Origin of the sequence: Amycolatopsis magusensis, assembly GCF_017875555.1 — a bacterium.
Lineage (GTDB): Bacteria > Actinomycetota > Actinomycetes > Mycobacteriales > Pseudonocardiaceae > Amycolatopsis > Amycolatopsis magusensis.
Genome location: NZ_JAGGMS010000001.1, coordinates 2,277,475 through 2,300,191, shown reverse-complemented (window position 1 = coordinate 2,300,191; position 22,717 = coordinate 2,277,475). Strand labels below are relative to the sequence as shown.

The following is a 22,717-nucleotide window of genomic DNA, read 5'->3' as shown; positions in this document are numbered from 1 at the left end:
GGTATTGCCATCGTGGCTGTGATGGCCATCGGGGTCGCGTTGATGCTGGCCCGCAAGATCCCGACCGCCTTCGCGCTCGGGTTGCTCGCCGTGGCGATCGCGGCGTTGTCGGGCGCGAGCCTGACGGGCAAGGAGAACAGCATCACCGGCTCGGTGTTGCAGACCGGGGCGTCGCTGCTCGCCGCGACGATGATCGCGGTGCTGCTCGGCTCGTGGCTGGGCACGCTGATGGAGGACACCGGGATCGCCGCGACCCTGGTGCGCAAGATCGTCGAGTTCGGCGGGGAGCGACCGGCGGTGGTCGCGCTCGGCGTGTACGCCGTGGCGATCCTGTGCGGCAGCATCACCGGTTCGGCTCCGGCCGCGATGCTCGCCGGGGTGGTCGGCATCCCGGCGATGATCGCGGTCGGCGTGGCCCCGGTGGTGGCCGGCGGGACCGTCCTCATGGGACTGGCGACCGGCCTGCCGCTGGAGCTGATCGGCTGGCAGTTCCTGTCCGACGCGGTGGACCTGCCGATCGAGCAGGTGCGCGCGTTCCAGTTGAAGGTGTTCCCGATCGCGCTGGTCGTCGGCGTCGCCTACGTGCTGATCGAGACCAGGCGCACCGGCGCGCGGCACGCCTGGGCGGTTCGCGCGCCACGCCGATCACGGGCCGCCGCGCGGGAACGGCGTGGGGACGCGCCCTGGTACGCCCTGCTCACCCCGTTGCTGCCGATCGTGCTCGCGCTCGGGCTAGAGGTGCCGATCGTCCCGTCGCTGCTGGCCGGGCTGGTCTACGGCCTGGTGACCACCACGCGGCCCGGCAAGCTGGGTGAACGCGCGCTGCGTTCGCTGTACCGGGCCTTCGACGTGGCGGCCCCGCCGATCGTGTTGTTCATCGCGATCGGGATGCTGCTGTCCGCGGTGAAGCTGCCGGGCGCGGTCAGCGCGCTGCAGCCGCTGATCTCCGCGGTGAGCCCGTCGGGCGCGGTGTGGTTCGTGCTGGTGTTCGCCGTGCTGGTGCCGTTGTGCCTGTACCGCGGGCCGCTCAACGTGTACGGGCTGGGCGCCGGGGTCGCCGGAGTCCTCGTCTCCGGCGGGATCTACCCGGCGCCCGCCGTGCTCGGCCTGATGTCGTCGTACGGCCAGGTGCTCTGCGTGTCCGACCCGACGAGCACGCAGACGGTGTGGAGCGCGCAGTACGCCGGGGTGCGCCCGGAGAAGGTCATGCGCTCCACGCTGCCCTACACCTGGGTGATGGCCGCCGGCGGACTGGTGCTGACGGCCACCCTGTTCCTCAGGTGATCAGCAGGGGTTGAGCAACCAGCAGAGCCGGAAGTTCGCCCGGTAGGTGGCCGGGGTCGAGGGCGCCACCACGTTGTGCGCCCTGGCCCCGCCGTCGGACCACGAGGTCCACGCGTACTTCCAGTTGTTCGGCGGGATGTTCTGCGGGCTGTTCGCGCTCACCGAGTTGTTCGAGCCCGCGATGACCGTGCGGGTGAACGGGGTGCGCTGCTCGATCCCGCCGACGGTGAGCAGGGCCTGGCTGGGCTGCGAGGTGAAGCTCAGCGCGACGGTCCTGGGTTGCAGTTCCACCGTCTTCGACGCGGCCCGGCCCGAGGAGTCCGTCGCGGTGAGCGTCAGCTCCAGGTGCGACGGGTACTCGTGGTCGGGAGCGACGAACGAGCCGCTCGCCACGCCGTTGTAGTCCTGCACGTTGTGCGTGTGGCAGGTGCCGTTGGCCGCGCAGTGCCGGATCGCCAGCCGCCACGACAGCGCCGAAGCGGGCAGTTCACCGTCCTGTGCGTCCGTGGCCCGCCCGGCGAACGGCACCGTCTGCCCGACCTGCCAGTTCAGCGCGGCGGTCGGGGTGTCGATCACCGGCACCGGGTCCAGGCCGGGCGGGTTGCCCACCGTCACCGGCACCGTGGTGGTCCCGTTCGCCCCGCTCGGGTCGGTGACGCGCAGGCCGACGTTGACCACCGCGGGTGCGGTGTAGGTGCGCGTCGGGTTGACCGCGGTCGAGTCGTCGTAGGCACCGTCGGCGTCGAGGTCCCAGGCGTAGGTGAGGGCGTCACCGTCGGGGTCGCTCGAGCCCGAGGCGTTGAACTGCACCGCGAGCGGCGCGGGCCCGCTGGACGGGGTCGCCGTGCCCACCGCGACCGGCGCCCGGTTGCCGCTGCTGTAGCTGACCCGGCGCAACTGCCCGCTGCCGAGCGCGACGTAGAAGATGTCGCCGCCGGGACCGCTGAGCACCTGCACCGGGACGTTCACGCCGGTCACGAACGGCACCAGCCGGTTCGCGCTCGGCTGCCCGGCTTCGGTCTGCATCGCCCAGATGCAGCCGCGCGAGGAATCGGCGAAGAAAAGCGAACCGGAATAGGCTGGTGGATAATTGCTACCCGATTCGAACGCGATTCCGCTGATCGACGAACCACCGGTCGGGCAGGGGTCGGTCGCCACCACTTTCGCGCTGTGGTTGTAGGCGTAGTAGGGCGCGGTCTGGCCACCGGCGGAATAGAGCGATTCGCACCGGGTCAGGTTCGCGCCGTCGTAACCGGACTGCCGCGTGGAGCCCTCGAAACACGGCCAGCCGAAGTTCTCCGCGACCGCGTCGCCGACGTTGGTGATCCGGTTGATCTCCTCCCAGGTGCCCCAGCCGACGTCGCCGGACCAGAGTTCGCTGGTGCCGGGCCGGAAGCCGAAGCGGAACTGGTTGCGCATGCCGTAGGCGACGATGCGCCGGGCGTTCGCGTCGGAACTGCTCGCGAACGGGTTGCCCGGCATGCCCGCGCCGGTGTCCGGGTTGATGCGCAGGATCGCGCCGTTGAGCAGCACCGGCTGACCGGCGGGCCGCCGCACCGACTGCGAGCGCAGCGCGCCGCCCTCGGCGTTGGGCGGGACGAGGTTCGTGCCCGCCGCGGAAGGCGGGTCGCCGCACAGGTTCTTGACCTGGCCGTAGTCGGTGAAGTTGAAGCTGGCGCCGTCGCCACCGCCGGCGTACAGCGCGCCGTCCGGGCCGAAGGCGAGCGAGCCGATGGAGTGGCTCGGGTACTGCTGGCACCAGTCGGTGATCAGCGGTTTCTCGCTGACCGCGACGCCGCCCGCGCCCATGGTCAGCTGCGACACGCGGCCGGTGACCACGCAGCCGTCGTCGGTGGCGCCGGGCGGGGTCGGGCAGGTGTCACCCCAGCGCGGCGCGGCTCCGCCGGGCATGGCGTCGTAGGTGTAGGACACGTAGACGTACGGGCGGGCGGGGAACGCCGGATCGATGGCGAGCCCGAGCAGGCCGCGGTCCCAGAAGTCCTGGGTCGGCGTGCGGAGGTCGGCGAACACGGTCGCGGTGGTGTCGGCGAGCGAGTCGAAAACCTTGAGCAGCCCGCTCTTCTCGGCGATGAACACCCGCCCGTCCGGCGCGAAGGCCGCCGCCGTCGGCGAAGAGAGCCCGCCGATCGCGACGGTGTCGGTGAACCCGGCGGGCACCGCGGCGGTGGCCACGGGCGCGGTCGTGGCCACCACCACCCCCGCCGCGGCCAGTGGTGCGACCAATCCCAGTGCCCATGATCTTCGTGCTTTGCGCAGGAACGCATGACGGCGTAACCCCATGACCGAACTCCTCGACTCCGTTGCAGGGAGAGAATCGCGACTCCTGCCCGTATGGCGGGAATGGGGCGCTATTTGTTACAGGGCCATTCGAGGGATTCGCCCCTGCACCCGGTTCCGCGGCTCACGCACGGAATCCGCACAGCCACATTTCCCAATTCCCCGTGACGGGTTTCTTCCCCTGGCAACCAGCCGGTCAAGGTGCTACCCGGTGACACGAATGTGGCTTTCGGGGCATTTTCCGCCCCCAAAGCCACATTCGTGTCACGATCACGCCGGCGCCGTCGTCCGGCCGCCGGGCCGCTGAGCGCATCGGCGCAGCACACAGAACCCGGATGGCCCAACGACGATCGGTGACCGAAGACCACCCAGGCGTTACGCTTCACGCTCGGATTGTCCTCCGCGACGTGAGGGGCGGGCGAGGATGAGCGCGGGTCGCGAAGTGCGCCGGATCATTTCCCGGCGGTTGTCCCCGGTGGTGGGGGAACTCGAATCGGTCGTGCACCGGTACGGCTACGTGCGCACGTTGTCGGGCACGGTGACCATCCTGGGCACCACCGGCGTACTCGGCCAGGTGCTGGGCGTGGCGTGGCTGCGCACGGTCTTCGCCACTGGTGCCGCCGCCTTGTTCGTGCTCGCCGGATTGATCGCCTTCGCCGGCACGCAGACGCTGCGCGCGCGGATCGCGGTCAACGAGGCACTGCTCCACACCTACGCCGACGCACTGCGTACGCACTCACCCCTGGCCATCCGCGAGTGGCGACAGGAAGTCGTCATCGAAGCCAACGGCGACGCGCACATCACCCGGCGGCTGACCCTGGAGGCCGCTGGGGACGAACTCCCGCGCTACCTGTCGGTCAACATGGTCTACTACGGCAGCGCCGAACTGACCGAGCGACTCCGGCGCCAGGTCTCCTGCACCGCTCGGCACGCGGGACCGGACTCGGCAGAAGCAACCAGAGCCACCGCCACCTCGGCTTGGCGACTCTCCTCGAACGGCAAGCCCAAGCTCGAGGTCTACGTCCACCTCGGTGATGTCGTGGACCCCGGGGACGTGGTGATCGTCGAATGGAAATGGCCGAAGTTCTCCGCCGACCTGATGAACGGACTCGCCCCGGAAACCTTCGACGTGCTCTTCGACAAGAAGGTCGGCAAGTTCGAACACCGGGTGATTTTCCGCGAAGCGGGCAAGGAAGGCGTGCTGCAGATTCGCAACCAGGGTGCGGCCAACCTGGTCAGGCAGCCACACGGACGGGATCTGGTGGTGGAGTTCTCCGCGGTCGAGCCGGAAATGCGCAAGCGGTTCGGCTTCGTCGCCGACTTCTCGAGCGGCTGAGCTGGGCGGATGACCCGCGGCGTACGCGGATCATCCCCCCGCCGACGGGGACGACTAGTTGCCGCCCGTTTCCGATCCACCCATTTGCGCAAACCTCCAGTACGCCTCAACGGCGAAGGAATGATTCCAAGCTCGCGGCTGACCGCAGGCCGCCACACTACACCCGGCGGTACCGGGCGTGTCCTGACCGATCAGGTCCATTGTGCGCGAATCACTCGATTCGGTCTCGACCATGGGGTGAACGCAAGACGGCCCCCTCCCGGCGAACGGGAGAGGGCCGTCGACGGCGCGTGGTTACTTCACCGCGCGCAGAGCGTTCACCAGGCCTCGGCCGTAGAACGAGTTGTAGTAGTCCGGGCCTTCGCACTCGGCGGCACCGGCGCAGGAGACCGGGTCCGCTTTCGCCTGCAGCAGGAAGGAAAGCGCCTGCGGCGGGACGTGCCGGTACTTGCTCGCCAGCAGCGCGGCCACCCCGGCGGCGTGCGGGGACGCCATCGACGTGCCGCACTTGGTGCCGTACTGGCCGTTGAACACCGTGGACAGCGGGCAGCCGGCACCCTCGCCGGCCGGCGGCAGCTGGGCGCGGTCACCGCCCGGGGCGGTCACCTCGATCTGCCCCTTGCCGTAGTTGCTGTACGAGGCCTTCGTGCCGTTGTAGCCGACCGAAGACACCGTCACCACGCCGTCCAGGCCCTTCGGCAGGATTTCGCAGCTCGTGTCCACCGGGTGCGGGCGGTTCGGGTCGGTGGTCTGCGCCTTGGGGTCGAAGCCGCTGTTGCCCGCGGCCGCGACGTTCAGCACGCCCCGCTTGTGCGAGTAGGCCACCGCGCGCTTGACCGCCTCGAACGCGGCGGCGTCACCCGGCTGCTTCGGGCAGTAGAACATGCCCGGGTCGATGTAGTAGCTGTTGTTGGTCACCTCGAAGCCCTGCTTCGCGGCCCACATGAAGCCGCACACCGCGGCCTCCGGGTAGATCATGCCGTCGTCGTTGACCACCTTCACCGAGGCGATCTTGACGCCCGGCGCCACGCCGGTGAAGCCGCGGGCCTCGTCCTTGCCCGCGATGGTGCCCGCCACGTGCAGGCCGTGGTCGGAGTTCGTGGTGGTCCAGCTGGCCGGGTCGGCGTCCGCCGCACCGGAGTTGCAGCCGCGCGAGGCCTTGGCGTCCACCGCGTGCTTGATGCCGGGGTGGTCGGGCTCCACACCGGAGTCGAGCACGCCCACGGTGACCGACTTGCTGCCCGGGTTGACCTTGTTCGCCTCGGGGGCCTTGATCGCCCGCATGTCCCACTGCTGCGCGGTCAGATCGCCCTCGGCGGCCACGGCGACGGTCTCTTCGTTCTCCCGCTCCGAGCGCGCCTGGGCGCGGGCCTCGGCGGCCGCGGTGGCCGGCGGCTCGGCGACCTCACGGCCACCCGAATAGGCGCGGAAGGCGCCGATCTTCTCCTGGAAATCGGCATTGCGCGAAGTGGCGACCGCTACCCCGATTTCATCGTAGTAAGCGACTTTCGTACCACATTTCGCCTTGAGTTCCTTGTCAACCTGCCACTGGGAAGTGTGCGGCTGATAAATCACCACATAGGTGTATGACGCACTCGTCGTGTCGCACTGCGGGGCGGCCTGCGCGGCCGGTTGCGCCAGCGCGACCGGCGCCAGCGCACCGGTACCCGCCAGCGTCAGCGCGGCGGCTGCGGGCAGCAGCCATCGTCGGACCCGGGACATCCACACCTCCAGGAAAGAGCCTGAGCATCAGGCACACCCGCAAGATGAAACACGTCCGGAGAACGCGGGGCAATCATTCTTTTGTCTGGTTCCGCGCGCGCCACCCCCGCCAGCCGATGAGCCCGACGATCGTGCCGAGCACGAACGAGACCACGGTGAGCACCGCGTGCACCACGAAGTAGGCCGTCGGCGAGCCGTCCGCCGCCCACGCCCGGTCGCTCTCCCACAGGTTCCGCGCGAAGGTCACCCAGATGATCCAGGACCAGACGCCGAACGCCAGCAGGAACAGCGAGGTCCGTCCCGACATCCTCATGTTGGCGGAGGGTAGTTCATCGCTCACCACCGGCGCAGCTAGCCTGCAAGGGTGCGCAGCCCACGCGATCTCGTCCTCATCATGGTGTCCGCGATCCTCGCCGCGGTGACCGTGCTCGCTCCCGCGGCCGGTGCGCAGGATGGGCCCAGAGCAGCCCAGAAGCAGAACTGCACCGACCGGACCGCGCCCCCGCCGCCGGTGGACACCTCCGAGGTGCCCAAGCCCGGCCAGAAGGCGCCCGAGGCGCTGCCGGTGCCCGCCACCCCGATCGGGGGCGACCGGATGGGTGAATGCGGGCTGGTCCTCCCCCGCGGCGCGGACGACCCGCCCGCGGTGATCAACTCGGCCTCCTGGGTGCTGCAGGACCTCGACACCGGCGAGATCCTCGCCGCGAAGGACCCGCACGCGCGGCAGCGGCCGGCTTCGCTGATCAAGGTGCTGCTCGCGCTCGTCGCGGTCAACGAACTGGACCCGGCCAGGGTGATCACCGCCTCGCCGGAGGACGCGGACCAGGAGTGCACCTGCGTCGGCCTGGTCGCCGGTGGGCAGTACACAGTGGAGCAGTTGCTGCAGGGCCTGCTGATGCACTCGGGCAACGACGCCGCGCACGCGCTGGCGACCACGCTCGGCGGGGTGCCGGCGACGCTGGAGAAGATGAACTCGGCGGCGGCCAAGATCGGCGCGATGGACACCCGCGCGGCCACGCCGTCCGGTTTGGACGGTCCCGGCATGTCGAGCTCCGCCTACGACCTGAGCCTGATCTTCCACTACGCGATGAAGCAGCCGACGTTCGCGAAGACGGTCGGCACCAAGCAGGTGCAGTTCCCCGGCTGGGGCGACAAGCCGGCTTTCCCGGTCTACAACGACAACAAGCTGCTCAGCATCTACGACGGCTTCCTCGGCGGGAAGACCGGCTTCACCGACGACGCGCGGCACACCTACCTGGGGGCGGCGCAGCGCCAGGGCAAGCGGCTGGCGGTGGTGACCCTGCGCGGGGAGCAGAAGCCGATGCGGGTCACCGACCAGGCGGGCAAGCTGCTCGACTACGGGTTCGAACTGGCCGCCAAGAAGCCGCAGCCGGTCGGCCAGCTCACCTACCGCGAGGGTGGCCTGCAGACCGGCGGCTCCCCGCAGGCCGGGCCGGACGTGAAGAACGACCCGGCGAAGACCGCCGCCACGATGAGCGAAGAGGACCCGTTCGGCACCACCGGGTGGATCATCACGCTGGTGGTCGCGGTGATCATCATCGCCGGGTTCGTCCTCGGGCACCGCCGCAAGCGCGCCGCCCTGCTCGCCGAGCAGACCGACGTGCTCCCCCGGGTGCGGGACTACTAAGGCGTGTCCTTGCAACAGTCTTCGCGGACGGCGTCCTGGGCCTTGTGCTCGGCCGGTTCACGCTTGGGCAGGGTCTCCGGGGCGAAGATCCAGAACAGCACCGACAGCCCGGCCACCGCGCCGGTGACGGCGAAGGCGGCCGCGTAGGACCACTGCTCGGCGATCACCGCGGCCACCAGCGGGCCGGTGACCGCGCCGATGTCGGCGGCCATCTGGAACCCGGCCAGCACACCGCCACCGCGGGCCTTGACCCCGAGCACGTCCGCGACGGCCGCGTTGTGCGCCGGGTTCACCGTGCCCGCGCCGATCCCGGCGAGCATCGAGGCGCCGAGGAACAGCCAGATGTTGTCGGTCAGCCCGAGCACGCCGCTGCCCACGGCCAGCATGACCAGCCCGGCCAGCGCCATCGGCTTGCGGCCGCGGGTGTCGGCGAACCGCCCGGAGATCATCATCACCAGCACGTTCCCGGCGGCGAACACGGCCAGCGCGAAGCCGGTGAACTCCTCGCCGCGCGCCAGCACGGCCACGATGAACAGCGGGATCAGCGAGCCGCGCACGCCGAAGACCACCCAGCCGTTGGCGAAGTTCGACATCAGCGAGGCGCGGTAGGCCGGGTGCCGCAGCGCCTCGGTGAACTTCATCTCCGGCGCGGTGGCGTCGGTCTCGGCGCGCCCGGCCAGTTCGGACCGCCGCAGGTTCAGCCACACCAGCACCACCACGAGCACCAGCGCCAGCCCGTAGATCAGGAACGGCGCCCGCAGCGACACCGACACCAGCCCGCTGCCCACCACCGGTCCGGCGATGCTGCCGAGCAGGAAACTGGTGCCCCACAGCCCGGACACGCGGCCGCGGACCTCGGGCGGGGAGATGCGGATCAGCAGGCCGATCGCGGACACGGTGAACATGGTCGAGCCGACCCCGCTCAGCGACCGGAACAGCAGCAGGTGCCAGTACTCCGTGGCGAGCGCGCAGGCCAGGGTGAACACCGCGACGATCAGCAGGCCCCACAGGTAGACCGGCCGTTCCCCGAACCGGGTGACCAGCCTGCCGCTGGCCGGGGCGAACACCAGGCGCATCGCGGCGAACGCGCTGACCACCACCGACGCGGCGGTGACCCCGACGTTGAAGCTGGTGGCGTAGCTGGGCAGGGCGGGCGCGATCAGGCCGTAGCCGATGGCGATCAGGAAGCTGGCTCCCACCAGCACCCAGATTTCGCGCGGGTAGCGCACCTTGGCGGGGGTCTCCCGCGCGGCGAGTTCGGTGTCGGTCAAGATCATCCCATCGTGTGGACTGCTCACCGAGCATAAGCGCCACGACGGGGTGGTTTTCTTCCCGTCCTGCGGGCGGCCCTACGGCCTGGGGCGTTTCCGCCTGGTCAGGAGGCCGACCAGCGCGCCGACGCCGAACGCGCCCGCCACCACCTTGCTGCCCGGCCCCTGCCGGACGTCCATCCGCGGCCGGATGACCACCGGCGCCGGTGGTTCGACCACCTGGGCCTCGTTCTCCTTCGCGGTGGCCGTCCACGCGGTGACGAACAGCAGGAAGCGCGAGACCAGGTTGGCGAAGAACAGCAGGCCGAGGATCGGCCCGAAGAGCACGGTGCTCGGCGAGGTGGAGACGAAGCCGAGGTAGACCGTGGTGACCTGCTTGAGCACCTCGAACCCGATGGCGGCGATGACCGCGCCCTTGACCGCGCTGCGGGCGCTGACCCGCTCGCGCGGCAGGCGCGCGATCACCCAGAGGAACACCAGCACGTTCGCGGCGAGCGAGAGCACGATGGTGGCCAGCCGCAGCAGGAACACCGCCCACGCCTGGTCCTGGAGGCCGACCAGTTCCAGCAGCAGCTTCCCGACCCCGCTGCCCGCGGCGGTCAGGCCGAACGAGACCACCAGCGCCAGCCCGAGCCCGACCAGCGACAGCAGGTCGCGCAGCAGCGTCGGGAGCATCGGCTGCTGCTTCTTCTCCTGGCCCCACTGCGCGGTCAGCGCGTCCCGCAGGTTGGTCATCCAGCCGACGCCGGAGTACAGCGCCAGCACCAGGCCGAAGATCCCGGTCCCGGCGCCCGCCTGCAACGCGGTCTCGACGATGGTGGACAGGAAGTCGCCGAGCCCGGCCGGCGCGGACTCGGTGATGCCGCTCTTGAGCTGGTCCAGCGCCGCCTGATCGCCCTGGAGCACCATGCCCGCGATGGAGAAACCGACCATGAGCAGCGGGAACAGCGACAGCACGCTGAAGTAGGTGATCGCCGCGGCGTAGTGGTTGCCGTAGCGCTCGGTGAACGCTTCGTTCGCCCGGACCACGTGGTCCAGCCACGGGTACTTGCGGCGCAGGCGCGGCAGCAGTTTGTCTTCTTCGGACTTTTCCCCAGCTTCTCGCTTCGCCACGGGGAAACGCTAACCACCCTGGTGGGGGCCCGCAACGCGAGGACTCACCCACCCCACATACCCGTCCGGCCGGACCCCGACCGCCTCCAGCTCCCCCTCGGCGAACTTCACCTCGATCGATTTCGCTTGGTGCAACAGGGAAAAGACCCGCGTGGAGTCGTCGAGGTCCAGGTCGGGCATGCGGCGGCCCGCCAGCGGGTGCGGATCGGTGGCCGGGTACCGGATGTCGAGTCCGCTGATCAGCCCGGCCAGCGCCCGGTTGACCGGCTCCTGCCGGATCAGCTCGGCGAACTCGGCCCGCAGGGCGTCGGTGTGCGGGCCGGGCCGGGACAGCGCGGTCTGCGCCATGGTGTTGCGCAGGACCCGTTCCGCCACGGGGTACCGCTCGGTCTGGTAGGTGTCCAAAAGGGACTCCGGCGCGGTGCCGGCGAGGACCGCGCCGAGCTTCCAGCCGAGGTTGACCGCGTCCTGCACGCCGGTGTTCAGGCCCTGCCCGCCCGCCGGGAAGTGGATGTGCGCGGCGTCCCCGGCGAGGAAGACGCGGCCGTCGCGGTAGCGCTCGGCCTGGCGCGCGGCGTCGTTGAACCGCGACACCCAGCGCGGATCCCGCATGCCGTAGTCGGTCCCGGCGACGCGGAGCAGGGCCGCACGGACCTCCTCGAAGCTGATCGGCGCGTTCCGGTCGGCCACGAAGTCGTACTGGTCGACCACCACCCGGTACCAGTCCGGGCCGAAGCCGATCACCGCGAAGTCGCCGTGCTCACGGCGTTCGCCGAAGATCCATTCGGCGGGCGGGTCGTCGAGTTCGACGTCGGCGAGCACGGCGGTCATGGTCGCGTCGGTGCCGGGGAAGCCGATGCCCGCGAGCTTGCGGACCGCGCTGCGGCCACCGTCGCAGCCGACGAGGTACCGCGCGTGGATGGTCCCGCCACTGGTCTCGACGTCGATGCCCTCGCCGGACTGCCGGAAGCCGGTCACCGCGGTCGACCACCGGACGTGGACGCCGAGTTCGGCCACCCACTCCTCCAGCAGCCGTTCGATCTCGGCCTGCATCAGCAGCAGCGTGAAGCCGTACCGGGTGTCGAGCTCGCTGAAGTCCAGCCGCAGCGCGGAAAAGTGCCCGGCCTGCACCGGACGGCCCGCGGCCAGGAAACGATCGACTACCCCGCGCTGGTCGAGCACTTCGAGGGTGCGCGGGTGCAGCCCGCCCGCCCTGGACTCCCCGCTGCGCTCGGCCAGCCGGTCGACCAGGGTCACTTCGGCCCCGGCCAGCCTCAGTTCCGCCGCCAGCATCAGCCCGGTGGGCCCGGCCCCGGCGATCACCACGTCCGTCACGTCGTTCTCCTTAACAGTGTTAATTTAACGATGTTAAGGATGCACTTAACGGTGTTAGGGTGTCAACCATGAAACTCGACGCGGAGCGGATCGCCCGCGCGGCACTGGACCTGCTCGACGAGCACGGGCTGGACGGGCTGAGCATGCGCGTGGTGGCGAAGCGGCTCGGCGTGCAGGCGGCGGCGCTCTACTGGCACCTGAAGAACAAGCAGGAGCTGCTGGACGCGATGGCCGCGATCGTGCTGACCGAAGCGATCGAGGGGCTCGAAAGCCCCCGGGCCGGCGAGGATTGGGCGGCCTGGCTCGCCACGACCACCCGGCGCCTGCGGGCGGCGATGCTCGCCCACCGTGACGGCGCACGGGTGGTGGCGGGCACCAACGTCGCCCACCCCGAGGTCTTCCGGCTGACCGAACTGACCCTGCGCACGCTGCAGGACGCCGGTTTCCCGCCGGACGAGGCAGCCAGGGGGTTCCCGATCCTGCTGCACTTCACCATCGGCTTCACCATCGAAGAACAGGCGCGCGCCGGCCTGGAGTACGACGTGAACCCCTACCGGCCCGACCGGCTGGGCACCCTGGTCGACGCCGGGCGCTTCCCGCTGACCGCGGGGCTGATCGGGACGCTGTTCGACCCGGACACCGACGCCGGGTTCGAGCACGGCCTCGAAGTCATCCTGGCCGGTTTCGCCGCGCGGAGGGCGGTTGACGGAAAACCGGAAACGGTGCTGTGATGCCGGTGCGTTTTCTCCCGTCACCGCCGCCAGGGAACGAGAGGGACCTGCCATGTCCTCCACCCTCGGCAGGCGCGGCCTGCTCGCCGGCGCACTCGCCCTGCCCGTGCTGACCGCGCTCCCCGCCCGCGCGGCGAGCTGGCAACTGCGCTGGAACCCGAGCCCCGGCAGCACCGGGCTGAACGCCTTCGAAGGCGTCGAAGACGACCGCGCGGACTCGCACCCCGGCGTCACGCACATCTACCCGCAGGGCGACGCCTACCGCTTCGACATGCACCTGCGCGACCGCGATTCGGCCACCGACCGGCAGCGCCAGGAAGTCCGCGGCATGCGCCAGAACGGGACCGTGCTGAACTGGAAGAACGGGGAGACCTGGAAGCTCACCTACCAGATGTTCATCCCGGGCAGCCTCAAGGCGACCACCAGCTTCACCCACGTCTTCCAGACCAAGATGCCCGGCACCGGCACCAGCCCGCTGACGGTGATGTCGTTGCGGCACACCGGCGGCAAGGCCACCCTCGAGTTCAAGGTTTTCGAGCCCGAGGTGCTCGTCGGCCGAGTGGACCTGGCGCCGTTGCAGAACAAGTGGATCGACGTGGAGATCGAGCAGCGCATCGGGAATTCCGGGCGGGTGCGGTGGATCCTGCGTGACGGCGGCACCACGGTGATCGACGCCGCGAAGAACGGCGACACCTACCTCAGCGACGTCATCCGGCCGAAGTGGGGCATCTACCGCTCCCTCAGCGACACCGCGCACCTGCAGGACTGCCACCTGCTCCTGCGCAACCTCAAGGGCTACCAGTACTTGTAGCTCAAGCCGGTGGGCCCTGGCCGGTGTAGCGGCTGTCGGCGTAACTGGGGAAGCTCATCCACCCCGGCCGGTCGACCCGCTCGACGCGGACGTCGTAGGCACCGACGGGATAGCGGTAGTCCACGTGCAGCAGCGGGCTCCAGTGCTCCTCGCCGGGCGTGCCCTCCAGCCAGGAGGGCACCTCGGTGTAGGTGGCGTCCTGGCCGACCGGGGCGAACGGGCCGGCGAACGCGGTGTAGGAGCGCGAGAGGTCGCCGTGGACGCGGAGCTTGCCGGGAGCCGGGACGATGCTCGTCGGTGGTTCGAGCATTCCGTTGGCCTGTACCGGGAACCGGGCGCAGGGGTGCCAGAGCGAGATCGGCCAGTCGACAAGCGTGGCGCCAGGTCGGTCCGCCAGGTGCTCGGCCAGCGTGGCGCCCGAATCCAGCCGGACCTCGTCGGCGATGCCGCACCCGGTCGTGGTCGCGATCGGCGCCCAGGAATCGTGCTTCAGCTGGCGCACCGCCGCCACACCCAGCAGCCCGACGACGATCACCGGCATGGCGAGCAGGGCGAGCCGTGCCAGCGCGATAGCGGTGTGCCCGGCCAGCTTCGTCGGGAACGCCACTTCGTCGCGTTTCGCGCGCAGCGCGGGAATCAACGCGGCGAGAGCACCGGCGAGCAGCAACAAGGCGGGGTGGACGCTCAGCCGCTCGTCGAGCAGCGGCATGGCGATCCGGTGGTAACCCCACCAGGAATTCGGGCCGTGGAACGAAACGCTGACCGCCAGCGTGACGAGGAACAGCGTGCCGCCGCGGACGAGCCAGCCGCCGGAGTCCCTGGCGAACGCGGTGGGCAGCAACGCCAGCCCGCAGGCGAGCACCAGGGTCACCGGCAGCACCAGCACGTTCAGGTGGGAGCCGATCTTGGTGGGGGTGAACACGAGCAGCGCCAACCCGCCCAGCAGCCAGGCGAACGGCCACGCGAGCACGCCGGTGAACACCCCGCGGGCCCGGTCGCGCAACCGCAGTGCGAACACGATCGCCACCAGGACGACGCCCAGCAGGATCGGCAGCCTGCGGTACGGGTGCTGCTCGACGTAGAACTCCGTGGCACCGTGCGAGCCGAGCAGCATCTGGTAGCGGTCGAACTCGTGGAACCAGGAGAGGCTGGCGCCGTACCAGTACCGCGCGGCCGTCGAGTCGAGGAAACCGCCGAGGCCTGCTTCGGCGAAGATCAGCGGTGAGCAGCTGCCGGCGACCGCGACCACCAGTGCGACGAGCACCCAGCGCCGCTCCGGCGTGCGGCGCACCGCGCCGATCAGCCCGATGGTCAGCGGGACCGCGACGAGGATGCCGGTGGACGTGATCGCCAGCGCGACGCCGGTGGCCAGCGCACCGATCAGGAGCCAGCCGTCGGCCCGGGTGACCGTCGCGCGCACCGCGGCGTAGGCCGACACCGCGAAGCACAGGGCGACGAACGGTTCCGGGCGCAGTGCCGCCCCGCCCGGCATCCACGCTACGGCGAACGCGGCCGCGAGCAGCCGGCGCGGCACGCGCGCCGGCGTCGGCAGCAGGCGCACGATGCCGAGCGCCGCCAGCCAGATCCCGATCCCGGCGGCCATGGCCGGGATGCGGAGGACGAACGGCGACCAGGAAATCGAGAAGAGGGGCGCGAAAACGTGCTGCACCAGGCTCGCCGGAATTTCCGAAACATTGAGGAACATGTAGTAGTCGCCGACGAAACCGGACGGCCCGAGATTTTTGTGCATGCCGAGGAACCAGCCGTCGTCCACCGTTTGCGCGCCGAGCACCCCCCACCCGGCGATTCCGGCGAGCACCGCCAGCGTCCACCCGAAATCGGCGCGAATCGGTAGCCGCGGACGTTCCGGCTGACCATTCATGGCACGCAGGATCCGGAATCCGAGGACGAGGCAGCACAACACCCCCATGGCGCACCCGGCGAGCAGGCCGTATTTGAGCGGCGTGGGCGAGGTCTGGAACCGGGCGTCGGCTCTCGCGGAGGCCGAAACCGGCACCTCCGCGGGCAGTTCGGTCACGAACGCGGCGATCTGCGGCACCGGTTCCACTAGGTCGAGCACCACGGTGCCGTCCACGGTCACCCACAGCCGGTCATCCTCGGCCTGCAACCGGTACATGCAGGCCGGACTCGGCGCCGGGCCCAGGTCGTGGTCCTGGTTCCCCACGGTCAGCCGGAGTCGCTGGTCCCGGACGGTCAGCAGGAGCCCGAATTCACGCAACCGGTCGGATTCGGGCGGGAAGGTGGAAAAGAGCACCCCCGAATGCGTGACCGCGGTACACGGCAGTGAGACGTCGAGCGAAAGCGGTCGATAAGGTTGGAAGATCGCCACGGTGGATTTCGCACTTTCTCCTTCCCGTGGCCAGGAAACGGTTACGTCATCGCCGCGCACCGGGGCGAACGGAATCGCCAGCGCGAACGCGCACGTCAGCATCGCGGCAGCCAGAAGCCGCCGCGCAAGAATTGCGGGCATGAGAGTTCAGATCCCCAGTTTTTGTGAAAGGTTCAGCTATTCATCGGCGATTCACCTGACGGGCACGACACCGATTCCACTCGCGGCACCGGTGACCACCGAGGTGTAGTTGCGCACGCTGCCGTTCCTCGTGTCGGTCGTGCGCACGCCGATGAGCTGACCGGTCTCCTGATCGATGACGAGCTCCTCCTTGAACCCGTCCCGGTCGACCCCCAGGCCGATGCCGATCCGGCCGTCCACAGTGATGTTGCGATCGCTGATCTGGAGCGACGGCACCATCGCCAGCGCCCGGAAGAGGTTCGCCCGCACCGGGGCGGGCAGCAGCCCGTCGCCCAGCGCGTCCGCGGCCTGGGTGAGCACGTCCAGGTCGGGGTGCGGGCTCTTGCCCGCGGTGTCCGCGCGCAGCCGCTGGTAGAGCTGCACCGGATCGCTCGGCAGGGAGGCGAGGAACTCCGGTGTCACCTGGCCCCAGCTACCCGGCACCCGGCACTGGTCCGCCGGGGCGACGAAGAAGTCGCCGCACCGCGCCCGGACCTCCTGCATGGCACCCTGCCCGTCGAGTCGTTCCGGCTCGGGAAGATCGGCAGCCCCGCCTTCGATCCACTTGCGCTTCGCGGTGCCGTAGTCGCGCTGCACCCATTCCTCGCTCCACGCGGCGGGCACCCAGAGCTGCGTGACGCGCTCCCCGAGGTACGACCCCCTCTCTGTGAACGTCATGAGCCAGGAGCGCTTCTCGACGTACCGGTACTGCCCCGGCGGGACGGGGTCGTCGGCGGTCCCGATCCGGTCGGCGGACCGGTTCAGCACCTCCGCCGCCGCGCTGGGGACCCCGGTCTCGTCGCCGAAGGGCAGGGCGGGCAGCACCAGCACACCGGCGACCACCGCGGCGACCGTGCCGAACGCGGCCGCCCAGCGCCACCAGCGACCATCGCGCCGGCGGTGCGGCCGCGGCTCGGGAGCGGGCACCACGCCCGCCTCGCCCATCAACTCCGCCCGTGCCTTCGCCAGCGCGGACTCCCCGGCGGGTACTTCGGCGTTCAACGCGGCCAGCGCCCGGTCGAGGTCGTCCTCCGACCACACCTGCCGCACGTTCCGGTCAGCGTTCCAGTCAGCCACGAGCCGCCTCCTTCCGCAGTTGCCGACGGACCCGGTGCAGGCGTGAGCGCACCGTGCCGGCGGGGATGTCGAGTGCCTCGGCGACCTCGGTGGTGTCCAGCCCGGCCCAGGCGATCAGGAGCAGGACGTCCCGGTCGCCGGGCGCGAGCGCGGCCAGCGGACCGGCGAGCTGCCGCGCCGCGGTCTGGGCGTCGACCTGCTCGGCGACCCGGACGGCGTGGCCGTCCACCGGATCGGGTGCCGGCTGGGCACGCAGGGCCCGGACTTCGTCGCGCACGTGGCGGCGCAGGAGGTTGGTGGCGATGCCGTAGAGCCAGGACCGGACCGCAGCACGGGCCGGGTCGTAGCGGTGCCGCTGGTTCCACGCGATCAGGAAGGTCTCGCTGACCAGGTCGTCGGCCACCGCCTCCCCGATGCGGCGGACGAGGTAGTGCCGCAGCGGGGCGGCGTGCCGGTCGAACAGCAGCCCGAACGCGTGGCCTGGATCGGGCCCGCCGAAATCGGGCCGGTCCAGGCGCGCCGGGGGTTCGGCGGGCTCGTCGGTCATCGCAGTCACACAGACTATTGACCGCAGACGGCCGCGGCGTTCACGCGCGGTGCGCTTCGAATGCTATGAGTGGGGCATTACTTGCAATGAACGCAAGTAATGCCCCACTCATAGCATTGGCTGGCGGAGGTCTCAGCCGGGCAGGAAACCGACGCGGTCGTACACCTTCGCCAGCGTGGCCGAGGCGACCTCACGGGCGCGTTCGGCACCCCTGGCCAGCACCTTGTCCAGCTCGGCCTGATCGTCCAGATAGGACTTGACCCGCTCCTGGACCGGGGTCACGAACTCCACCAGCACCTCGGCGAGGTCCTTCTTCAGATCGCCGTAGCCCTTGCCCTCGTACGCCGTCTCCAGCTCGCTGATCGCGCGGCCGGTCAGCGCCGAGTAGATGCTCAGCAGGTTCGCCACCCCGGCCTTGTGCTCCGGGTCGTAGACGACCTCGCGGCCGGTGTCGGTGACCGCGGACCGGATCTTCTTCGCCGAGCGCTTCGGCTCGTCGAGCAGCTCGACCAGCCCGTTCACCGCCGAGGCCGACTTGCTCATCTTCGACGTCGGGTCCTGCAGGTCGTAGATCTTCGCGGTGTCCTTGACGATGTGCGCCTCGGGCACGACGAAGGTCCTGCCGAACCGGTTGTTGAACCGCTGCGCCAGGTTCCGCGACAGCTCCAGGTGCTGGCGCTGGTCCTCGCCGACCGGCACCGCGTGCGCCTGGTAGAGCAGGATGTCCGCGGCCTGCAGCACCGGGTAGGTGAACAGCCCGACGCTGGCGCGGTCGGTGCCCTGCTTGGCCGCCTTGTCCTTGAACTGGGTCATCCGGCTCGCCTCGCCGAAGCCGGTCTGGCACTCCAGCACCCAGCTCAGCTGCGCGTGCTCGGGCACCTGGCTCTGCACGAACAACGTGCTGCGGTCGGGGTCGACGCCGAGCGCGAGCAGCTGCGCGGCCGAGACCCTGGTCCGCTGCCGCAGCACCTTCGGGTCCTGCTCGACGGTGATCGCGTGCAGGTCGACCACGCAGTAGAAGGTCTCGTGGGTGTCCTGCAGGCGCACCCACTGCCGCACCGCGCCCAGGTAGTTGCCCAGGTGGAACGAGTCGGCCGTGGGCTGGATCCCGGACAGCACGCGAAGACGGGTGTTCTGTTCCTGCTCTGTCGACACGCCGCGATTCTGTCATCCCCGCACGTACCGCGCCCACGCGGATGGCCCACGACCAAAGTCTTAAACGGTTAAACAGCACCTACTTCCGGCGGTCGCCGCGTCCCGGCGCGCTTCCTAGCGTTTGACCTACCTCCGGTTCCCCAGTCCGGACAGGCGAAGGAGAACTCCATGAAGTTACGGTCCCTGCTGGCAGGCGTGTTCGTCGCCGGTGTCACCGCGCTCGGCGGCCTCGCCGCGCCCATGGCTTCCGCCGACACCGCCGCCGAACCGGCCGGCGGCGTCACCCCGTTCATCGTCGGCGGCGGGAACGCCACGCAGGTCTACTCGTTCATGGTGTCGCTGCAGAGCTCCAGCGGCGGGCACTCCTGCGGTGGCTCGCTGATCAGCTCGACCTGGGTGGTCACCGCGAAGCACTGCGGCCAGCCCTACCAGGTGCGCGTCGGCACCACGAACCGCACCAGCGGCGGCACGGTGGCCCGCGTCGCGCAGCGCATCGCGCACCCGAGTGCCGACCTGGCCCTGCTGCGCCTGCAGACCGCGGTGCCGCAGGCGCCGATCACCATCGCCTCAACCTCCGGCGCGGTGGGCACCGCGACCCGGATCATCGGCTGGGGCCAGACCTGCGCGCAGCCCGGCGGCTGCGGTGCGCCGGTCACGCTGCAGGAGCTGAACACCTCGATCGTCTCCGACAGCGGCTGCGGCGGCATCAGCGCGGCCAGCGAAATCTGCACCGGGAACCCGGGCGGCAACAAGGGCGCCTGCTACGGCGACTCGGGCGGGCCGGAGATCAAGCAGGTCAGCGGCACCTGGCAGCTGATCGGCGCGACCAGCCGCTCCGGCGGTGGCTCGGTCTGCGCGACCGCGCCGTCGATCTACGTCGACGTGCCGTACTTCCGCAACTGGATCGCGACCAACAGCGGAGTCTGACGCGGCCCGGCCCGCGCCGCACCACCGTCCCCTGGGGCGGCGCGGGCCGAGCAGCTCGCTCAACGCCCCTTCGGGCAGTGAGAACACCGCTTCCAGGATCGTCACCGCCCGGAGCGACTCAGGTCGCTCCGGGCGGCTGCGTCCGCTGCGCCAGTAGCTCAGGGTGGTCAGGCTGACCCGCACGCCGTGGCGGGCCAGCCGGTGCCGCACGCGGTCCAGGCTCAGGCCGCTTTCGGCGATCGCCCGGTCCAGCGCTTCGGGGAAAGACTCGCTCGTCGCCGTTCGCATGCAGCGAGACTGGCGCCGTGCTGGGCAACAAACAATCCGGGGCCGGTACCTAGAAATTACCCAACGGCCAGCAAGCGCCGCCCGTAGGTGGTGGTGCGCTGGCTCGCCGGGCGCCCGGCGAGCGCGGCCAGGTGCTCCAGCTCCGCCTTCGTCCGCGACGACCCGTGCTCCGAACCCGCCATCCGCGAGATCGTCTCCTCCATCAGCGTGCCGCCGATGTCGTTCGCGCCACCCCGCAGCACCTGCGCGGTGCCCTCGTCACCGAGTTTGACCCACGAGCACTGCACGTTGTCGATCCGGCCGTGCAGGGCGAGCCGCGCGAACGCGTGCACCGCGCGGTTGTCCCGCATGGTCGGGCCCGGCCGGGCCACGCCTGCCAGGTAGATCGGCGCGTTGTGGTGCACGAACGGCAGGCCGACGAACTCGGTGAAGCCGCCGGTCTCGTCGGCGATCCCGGCCAGCACCCGCAGGTGCCCGAGCCAGTGCCCGGGGTGGTCCACGTGGCCGTACATCATCGTGCTGGAGGACTGGATGCCCAGCCGGTGCGCGGTGGTCACCACGTCGACCCAGGTCCGCGCGGGCAGCTTGCCCTTGGTCAGCACCCAGCGGACGTCGTCGTCGAGGATCTCCGCCGCGGTGCCCGGGATGGAGCCGAGCCCGGCGTCACGCAGCTCGGTCAGCCACTCCTCGATGCTCACGCCCGCCTTGGACGCCGCGGAGACGATCTCCATCGGCGAGAACGCGTGGACGTGCATCTCCGGCACGGCCGCCTTGATCGCGCGGACGATGTCGGCGTAGTAGGTCATCGGCAGCTTCGGGTCGATGCCGCCCTGCATGCAGACCTCGGTGGCCCCGGCGTTCCAGGCCTCGACGGCCCGCGCGGCCACCTCGTCGACCGAGAGCCGGAAGGCGTCGGCGTCGCGCTCGCGCTGGGCGAAGGCGCAGAACCGGCAGCCGACGTAGCAGACGTTGGAGAAGTTGATGTTCCGGTTGACCACGTAGGTGATGTCGTCGCCGACCACGTCCGCGCGCAGCTCGTCGGCCAGCCGCGCCATCGTCTCCAGCGCCTGGCCGTCGGCGGTGAGCAGCGCCATCGCGGCGTCGGTGTGCCGCGGTTCGAGCAGCGCGCCCGGGTAGTCGGCGGCCAGTGTCAGCCCTTCGCGGACGTCGGTGCTCAGCCGTTCCGGCGCGACCGGCACCTGGGTCTTGAGGATGTCCCAGTCGCCGTAGACGCTGTCGAAGTCACCGCGCCGGTCGCTGGTGCGGCCTTCGGTGTCGATCGAGGAGTTGAGGTCGGCGCGGCCGATCGTCTCCAGCCCGCCGTCCGGCTCCTGCCAGGTGTGCCCGACGACCTCGGCGTCCGGGTTCGCCATGCCGTCCGGCAGTGCCAGCGCCTCGACGTGCGGGTGCACCCGGACGTCGAGCCACTTCTCCGCTTCCCGCACGTACTTCGGGTAGACGGCCAGGCGTTCCTTCAGCTCGAACCCGGCTTCGCGGGTCGCCTCGGCGAGCACCTCGATCCGCGGCCACGGGCGCTCGGGGTTGACGTGGTCCGGGGTGACCGGCGAGACGCCGCCCCAGTCGTCGATGCCGGCGCGCATCAGCAGCGCGAGCTCGTCGCCGACCAGGTTCGGCGGGGCCTGCACGCTCACGCCCGGCGGCATCAGCAACCGCGCCACGGCCACCGTCGCGGCCAGCTCGGTCAGGTCCAGGTCGGGCGCGGACCGCATGGCGGTATCCGGCTTGGCCCGGAAGTTCTGGACGATGATCTCCTGGATGTTGCGGTACTGCCGGGCGCGCTGGCGGATCGCGTGCAGCGACTCGGCGCGCTCGGTCTTGTTCTCGCCGATGCCGACCAGGATGCCGGTGGTGAACGGCACCCCGCTGCGACCGGCGTCGTCGAGCACCCGCAGCCGGACCGCGGGTTCCTTGTCGGGGCTGCCGTAGTGCGGGCCGCCCTTCTCCGACCACAGCCGCTCGGCGGTGGTCTCCAGCATCATGCCCATGCTCGCCGCGACCGGCTTGAGCCGCTGGAACTCCGCCCAGCTGAGCACGCCGGGGTTCAGGTGCGGCAGCAGGCCGGTCTCCTCCAGCACCGCGATCGCGCAGGCCCGCACGTAGTCCAGCGTGGAGTCGTAGCCGCGCTCGTCGAGCCACTCCTTCGCCTGCGGCCAGCGGTCCTCCGGCCGGTCGCCGAGGGTGAACAGGGCCTCCTTGCACCCGGCGGCGGCACCGGCGCGCGCGATCTCGAGCACCTCGTCGCGTTCGAGGTACATCGAGTGCAGCTTGCCCGGCACGGTGACGAACGTGCAGTAGTGGCAGCGGTCGCGGCAGAGCCGGGTCAGCGGGATGAACACGCTGCGGCTGTAGCTGATCACCCCGGGACGGCCGTGGTCGGTCAGGTGGGCGTCGCGCACCTTCGACGCCGCGGCGAACAACTCCTCCAGCTGTTCACCCCTGGCGTGGAGCAGCACGGCGGCTTCGGTGACGTCGAGGGCGACCCCGTCGGCGGCCCGGCGCAGGGCCCGGCTCAGTGCCGACGGACTCGGCTGCGGATCAGGCGGGGTGAGGAACACGCTCTGGGCCATGATCGCGAGCCTACGGCCGCGTCCGCACGCCCGGTAAGGGCTTCCGCTGTGAGAGA

At 70.4% G+C, this 22,717-nt stretch carries 17 protein-coding genes; 6 read left to right on the top strand and 11 right to left on the bottom strand.

Annotation, left to right across the window (positions count from 1 at the left end):
* Positions 1 to 21 precede the first annotated feature (21 nt).
* Positions 22 to 1,284: a transporter gene (locus tag JOM49_RS10710; protein ID WP_245369290.1), complete on the top strand. Its 1,263-nt coding sequence runs from the start codon at positions 22 to 24 to the stop codon at positions 1,282 to 1,284.
* Here the strand turns inward: JOM49_RS10710 and JOM49_RS10705 are convergent, their stop codons facing one another.
* Entirely contained in the window at positions 1,285 to 3,585 is a 2,301-nt protein-coding gene (locus JOM49_RS10705; protein WP_245369289.1) for a PQQ-dependent sugar dehydrogenase, read from the bottom strand.
* 421 nt (positions 3,586 to 4,006) lie between these two features.
* On the opposite strand from JOM49_RS10705, the gene JOM49_RS10700 reads away from it, so the two are divergent.
* On the top strand, positions 4,007 to 4,918 hold the full coding sequence (locus JOM49_RS10700) for a hypothetical protein (protein WP_209664148.1): 912 nt from the start codon (positions 4,007 to 4,009) through the stop codon (positions 4,916 to 4,918).
* 294 nt (positions 4,919 to 5,212) lie between these two features.
* On the opposite strand, the gene JOM49_RS10695 is transcribed toward JOM49_RS10700, so the two are convergent.
* Positions 5,213 to 6,640, bottom strand: a complete 1,428-nt coding sequence (locus JOM49_RS10695) for a S8 family peptidase (RefSeq protein WP_209664147.1) — start codon at positions 6,638 to 6,640, stop codon at positions 5,213 to 5,215.
* Between the two features lie 73 nt (positions 6,641 to 6,713).
* Positions 6,714 to 6,953: an SCO4848 family membrane protein gene (locus tag JOM49_RS10690; RefSeq protein WP_209664146.1), complete on the bottom strand. Its 240-nt coding sequence runs from the start codon at positions 6,951 to 6,953 to the stop codon at positions 6,714 to 6,716.
* An 81-nt stretch (positions 6,954 to 7,034) separates the two neighbouring features.
* Here JOM49_RS10690 and JOM49_RS10685 point away from each other — a divergent pair, with 81 nt between their 5' ends.
* The gene (locus JOM49_RS10685) at positions 7,035 to 8,288 is read left to right on the top strand and encodes a D-alanyl-D-alanine carboxypeptidase family protein (RefSeq protein WP_209671039.1); all 1,254 of its coding nucleotides are present in this window, start codon (positions 7,035 to 7,037) and stop codon (positions 8,286 to 8,288) included.
* Here JOM49_RS10685 and JOM49_RS10680 read toward each other — a convergent pair.
* From JOM49_RS10680 to JOM49_RS10670, 3 genes are all read right to left on the bottom strand, one after another.
* Positions 8,285 to 9,565 carry an MFS transporter gene (locus JOM49_RS10680; protein ID WP_209664145.1) on the bottom strand — a complete coding sequence of 427 codons (1,281 nt, stop codon included), beginning with the start codon at positions 9,563 to 9,565 and terminating at the stop codon, positions 8,285 to 8,287. The two genes, JOM49_RS10685 and JOM49_RS10680, sit on opposite strands and share 4 nt — an antisense overlap.
* 72 nt (positions 9,566 to 9,637) lie before the next feature.
* Positions 9,638 to 10,672: an inner membrane protein YhjD gene (yhjD, locus tag JOM49_RS10675; RefSeq protein ID WP_209664144.1), complete on the bottom strand. Its 1,035-nt coding sequence runs from the start codon at positions 10,670 to 10,672 to the stop codon at positions 9,638 to 9,640.
* A 9-nt stretch (positions 10,673 to 10,681) separates the two neighbouring features.
* A complete protein-coding gene (locus JOM49_RS10670; RefSeq protein ID WP_308158704.1) occupies positions 10,682 to 12,007 on the bottom strand; it encodes an FAD-dependent monooxygenase in 1,326 nt (441 codons plus the stop codon).
* A gap of 68 nt (positions 12,008 to 12,075) precedes the next feature.
* On the opposite strand from JOM49_RS10670, the gene JOM49_RS10665 reads away from it, so the two are divergent.
* On the top strand, positions 12,076 to 12,738 hold the full coding sequence (locus JOM49_RS10665) for a TetR/AcrR family transcriptional regulator C-terminal domain-containing protein (protein WP_209664143.1): 663 nt from the start codon (positions 12,076 to 12,078) through the stop codon (positions 12,736 to 12,738).
* A 52-nt stretch (positions 12,739 to 12,790) separates the two neighbouring features.
* A complete protein-coding gene (locus tag JOM49_RS10660; protein WP_209664142.1) occupies positions 12,791 to 13,549 on the top strand; it encodes a Tat pathway signal sequence domain protein in 759 nt (252 codons plus the stop codon).
* Position 13,550: 1 nt separating this feature from the next.
* Here JOM49_RS10660 and JOM49_RS10655 read toward each other — a convergent pair whose 3' ends face one another.
* From JOM49_RS10655 to trpS, 4 genes are all read right to left on the bottom strand, one after another.
* The gene (locus JOM49_RS10655; RefSeq protein WP_209664141.1) at positions 13,551 to 16,001 is read right to left on the bottom strand and encodes an arabinosyltransferase domain-containing protein; all 2,451 of its coding nucleotides are present in this window, start codon (positions 15,999 to 16,001) and stop codon (positions 13,551 to 13,553) included.
* Between the two features lie 90 nt (positions 16,002 to 16,091).
* Positions 16,092 to 17,156, bottom strand: a complete 1,065-nt coding sequence (locus JOM49_RS10650; protein WP_209664140.1) for a CU044_5270 family protein — start codon at positions 17,154 to 17,156, stop codon at positions 16,092 to 16,094.
* Positions 17,149 to 17,703 (bottom strand): RNA polymerase sigma factor, encoded by a 555-nt coding sequence (locus JOM49_RS10645; protein WP_209664139.1) that lies wholly within the window; start codon positions 17,701 to 17,703, stop codon positions 17,149 to 17,151. Before JOM49_RS10645 ends, JOM49_RS10650 begins: the two co-directional genes overlap by 8 nt.
* Before the next feature lie 132 nt (positions 17,704 to 17,835).
* Positions 17,836 to 18,858 carry a tryptophan--tRNA ligase gene (trpS, locus tag JOM49_RS10640; RefSeq protein ID WP_209664138.1) on the bottom strand — a complete coding sequence of 341 codons (1,023 nt, stop codon included), beginning with the start codon at positions 18,856 to 18,858 and terminating at the stop codon, positions 17,836 to 17,838.
* 168 nt (positions 18,859 to 19,026) lie between these two features.
* Between trpS and JOM49_RS10635 the strand changes: the two genes are divergently transcribed.
* Positions 19,027 to 19,785, top strand: a complete 759-nt coding sequence (locus JOM49_RS10635; RefSeq protein WP_209664137.1) for a S1 family peptidase — start codon at positions 19,027 to 19,029, stop codon at positions 19,783 to 19,785.
* 344 nt (positions 19,786 to 20,129) lie between these two features.
* Here JOM49_RS10635 and JOM49_RS10630 read toward each other — a convergent pair whose 3' ends face one another.
* Positions 20,130 to 22,661 carry a bifunctional FO biosynthesis protein CofGH gene (locus tag JOM49_RS10630; RefSeq protein WP_209664136.1) on the bottom strand — a complete coding sequence of 844 codons (2,532 nt, stop codon included), beginning with the start codon at positions 22,659 to 22,661 and terminating at the stop codon, positions 20,130 to 20,132.
* Between the last annotated feature and the right edge of the window lie 56 nt (positions 22,662 to 22,717).

Excerpts from the sequence above, each read along its gene's own strand:
- JOM49_RS10710 (WP_245369290.1), top strand. The coding sequence starts at position 22 with ATGGCCATCGGGGTCGCGTTGATGCTGGCCCGCAAGATCCCGACCGCC.
- JOM49_RS10705 (WP_245369289.1), bottom strand. The coding sequence starts at position 3,585 with ATGGGGTTACGCCGTCATGCGTTCCTGCGCAAAGCACGAAGATCATGG.
- JOM49_RS10700 (WP_209664148.1), top strand. The coding sequence starts at position 4,007 with ATGAGCGCGGGTCGCGAAGTGCGCCGGATCATTTCCCGGCGGTTGTCC.
- JOM49_RS10695 (WP_209664147.1), bottom strand. The coding sequence starts at position 6,640 with ATGTCCCGGGTCCGACGATGGCTGCTGCCCGCAGCCGCCGCGCTGACG.
- JOM49_RS10690 (WP_209664146.1), bottom strand. The coding sequence starts at position 6,953 with ATGAGGATGTCGGGACGGACCTCGCTGTTCCTGCTGGCGTTCGGCGTC.
- JOM49_RS10685 (WP_209671039.1), top strand. The coding sequence starts at position 7,035 with ATGGTGTCCGCGATCCTCGCCGCGGTGACCGTGCTCGCTCCCGCGGCC.
- JOM49_RS10680 (WP_209664145.1), bottom strand. The coding sequence starts at position 9,565 with ATGATCTTGACCGACACCGAACTCGCCGCGCGGGAGACCCCCGCCAAG.
- JOM49_RS10665 (WP_209664143.1), top strand. The coding sequence starts at position 12,076 with ATGAAACTCGACGCGGAGCGGATCGCCCGCGCGGCACTGGACCTGCTC.
- JOM49_RS10660 (WP_209664142.1), top strand. The coding sequence starts at position 12,791 with ATGTCCTCCACCCTCGGCAGGCGCGGCCTGCTCGCCGGCGCACTCGCC.
- JOM49_RS10655 (WP_209664141.1), bottom strand. The coding sequence starts at position 16,001 with ATGCTGACGTGCGCGTTCGCGCTGGCGATTCCGTTCGCCCCGGTGCGC.
- JOM49_RS10645 (WP_209664139.1), bottom strand. The coding sequence starts at position 17,703 with ATGACCGACGAGCCCGCCGAACCCCCGGCGCGCCTGGACCGGCCCGAT.
- JOM49_RS10635 (WP_209664137.1), top strand. The coding sequence starts at position 19,027 with ATGAAGTTACGGTCCCTGCTGGCAGGCGTGTTCGTCGCCGGTGTCACC.
- JOM49_RS10630 (WP_209664136.1), bottom strand. The coding sequence starts at position 22,661 with ATGGCCCAGAGCGTGTTCCTCACCCCGCCTGATCCGCAGCCGAGTCCG.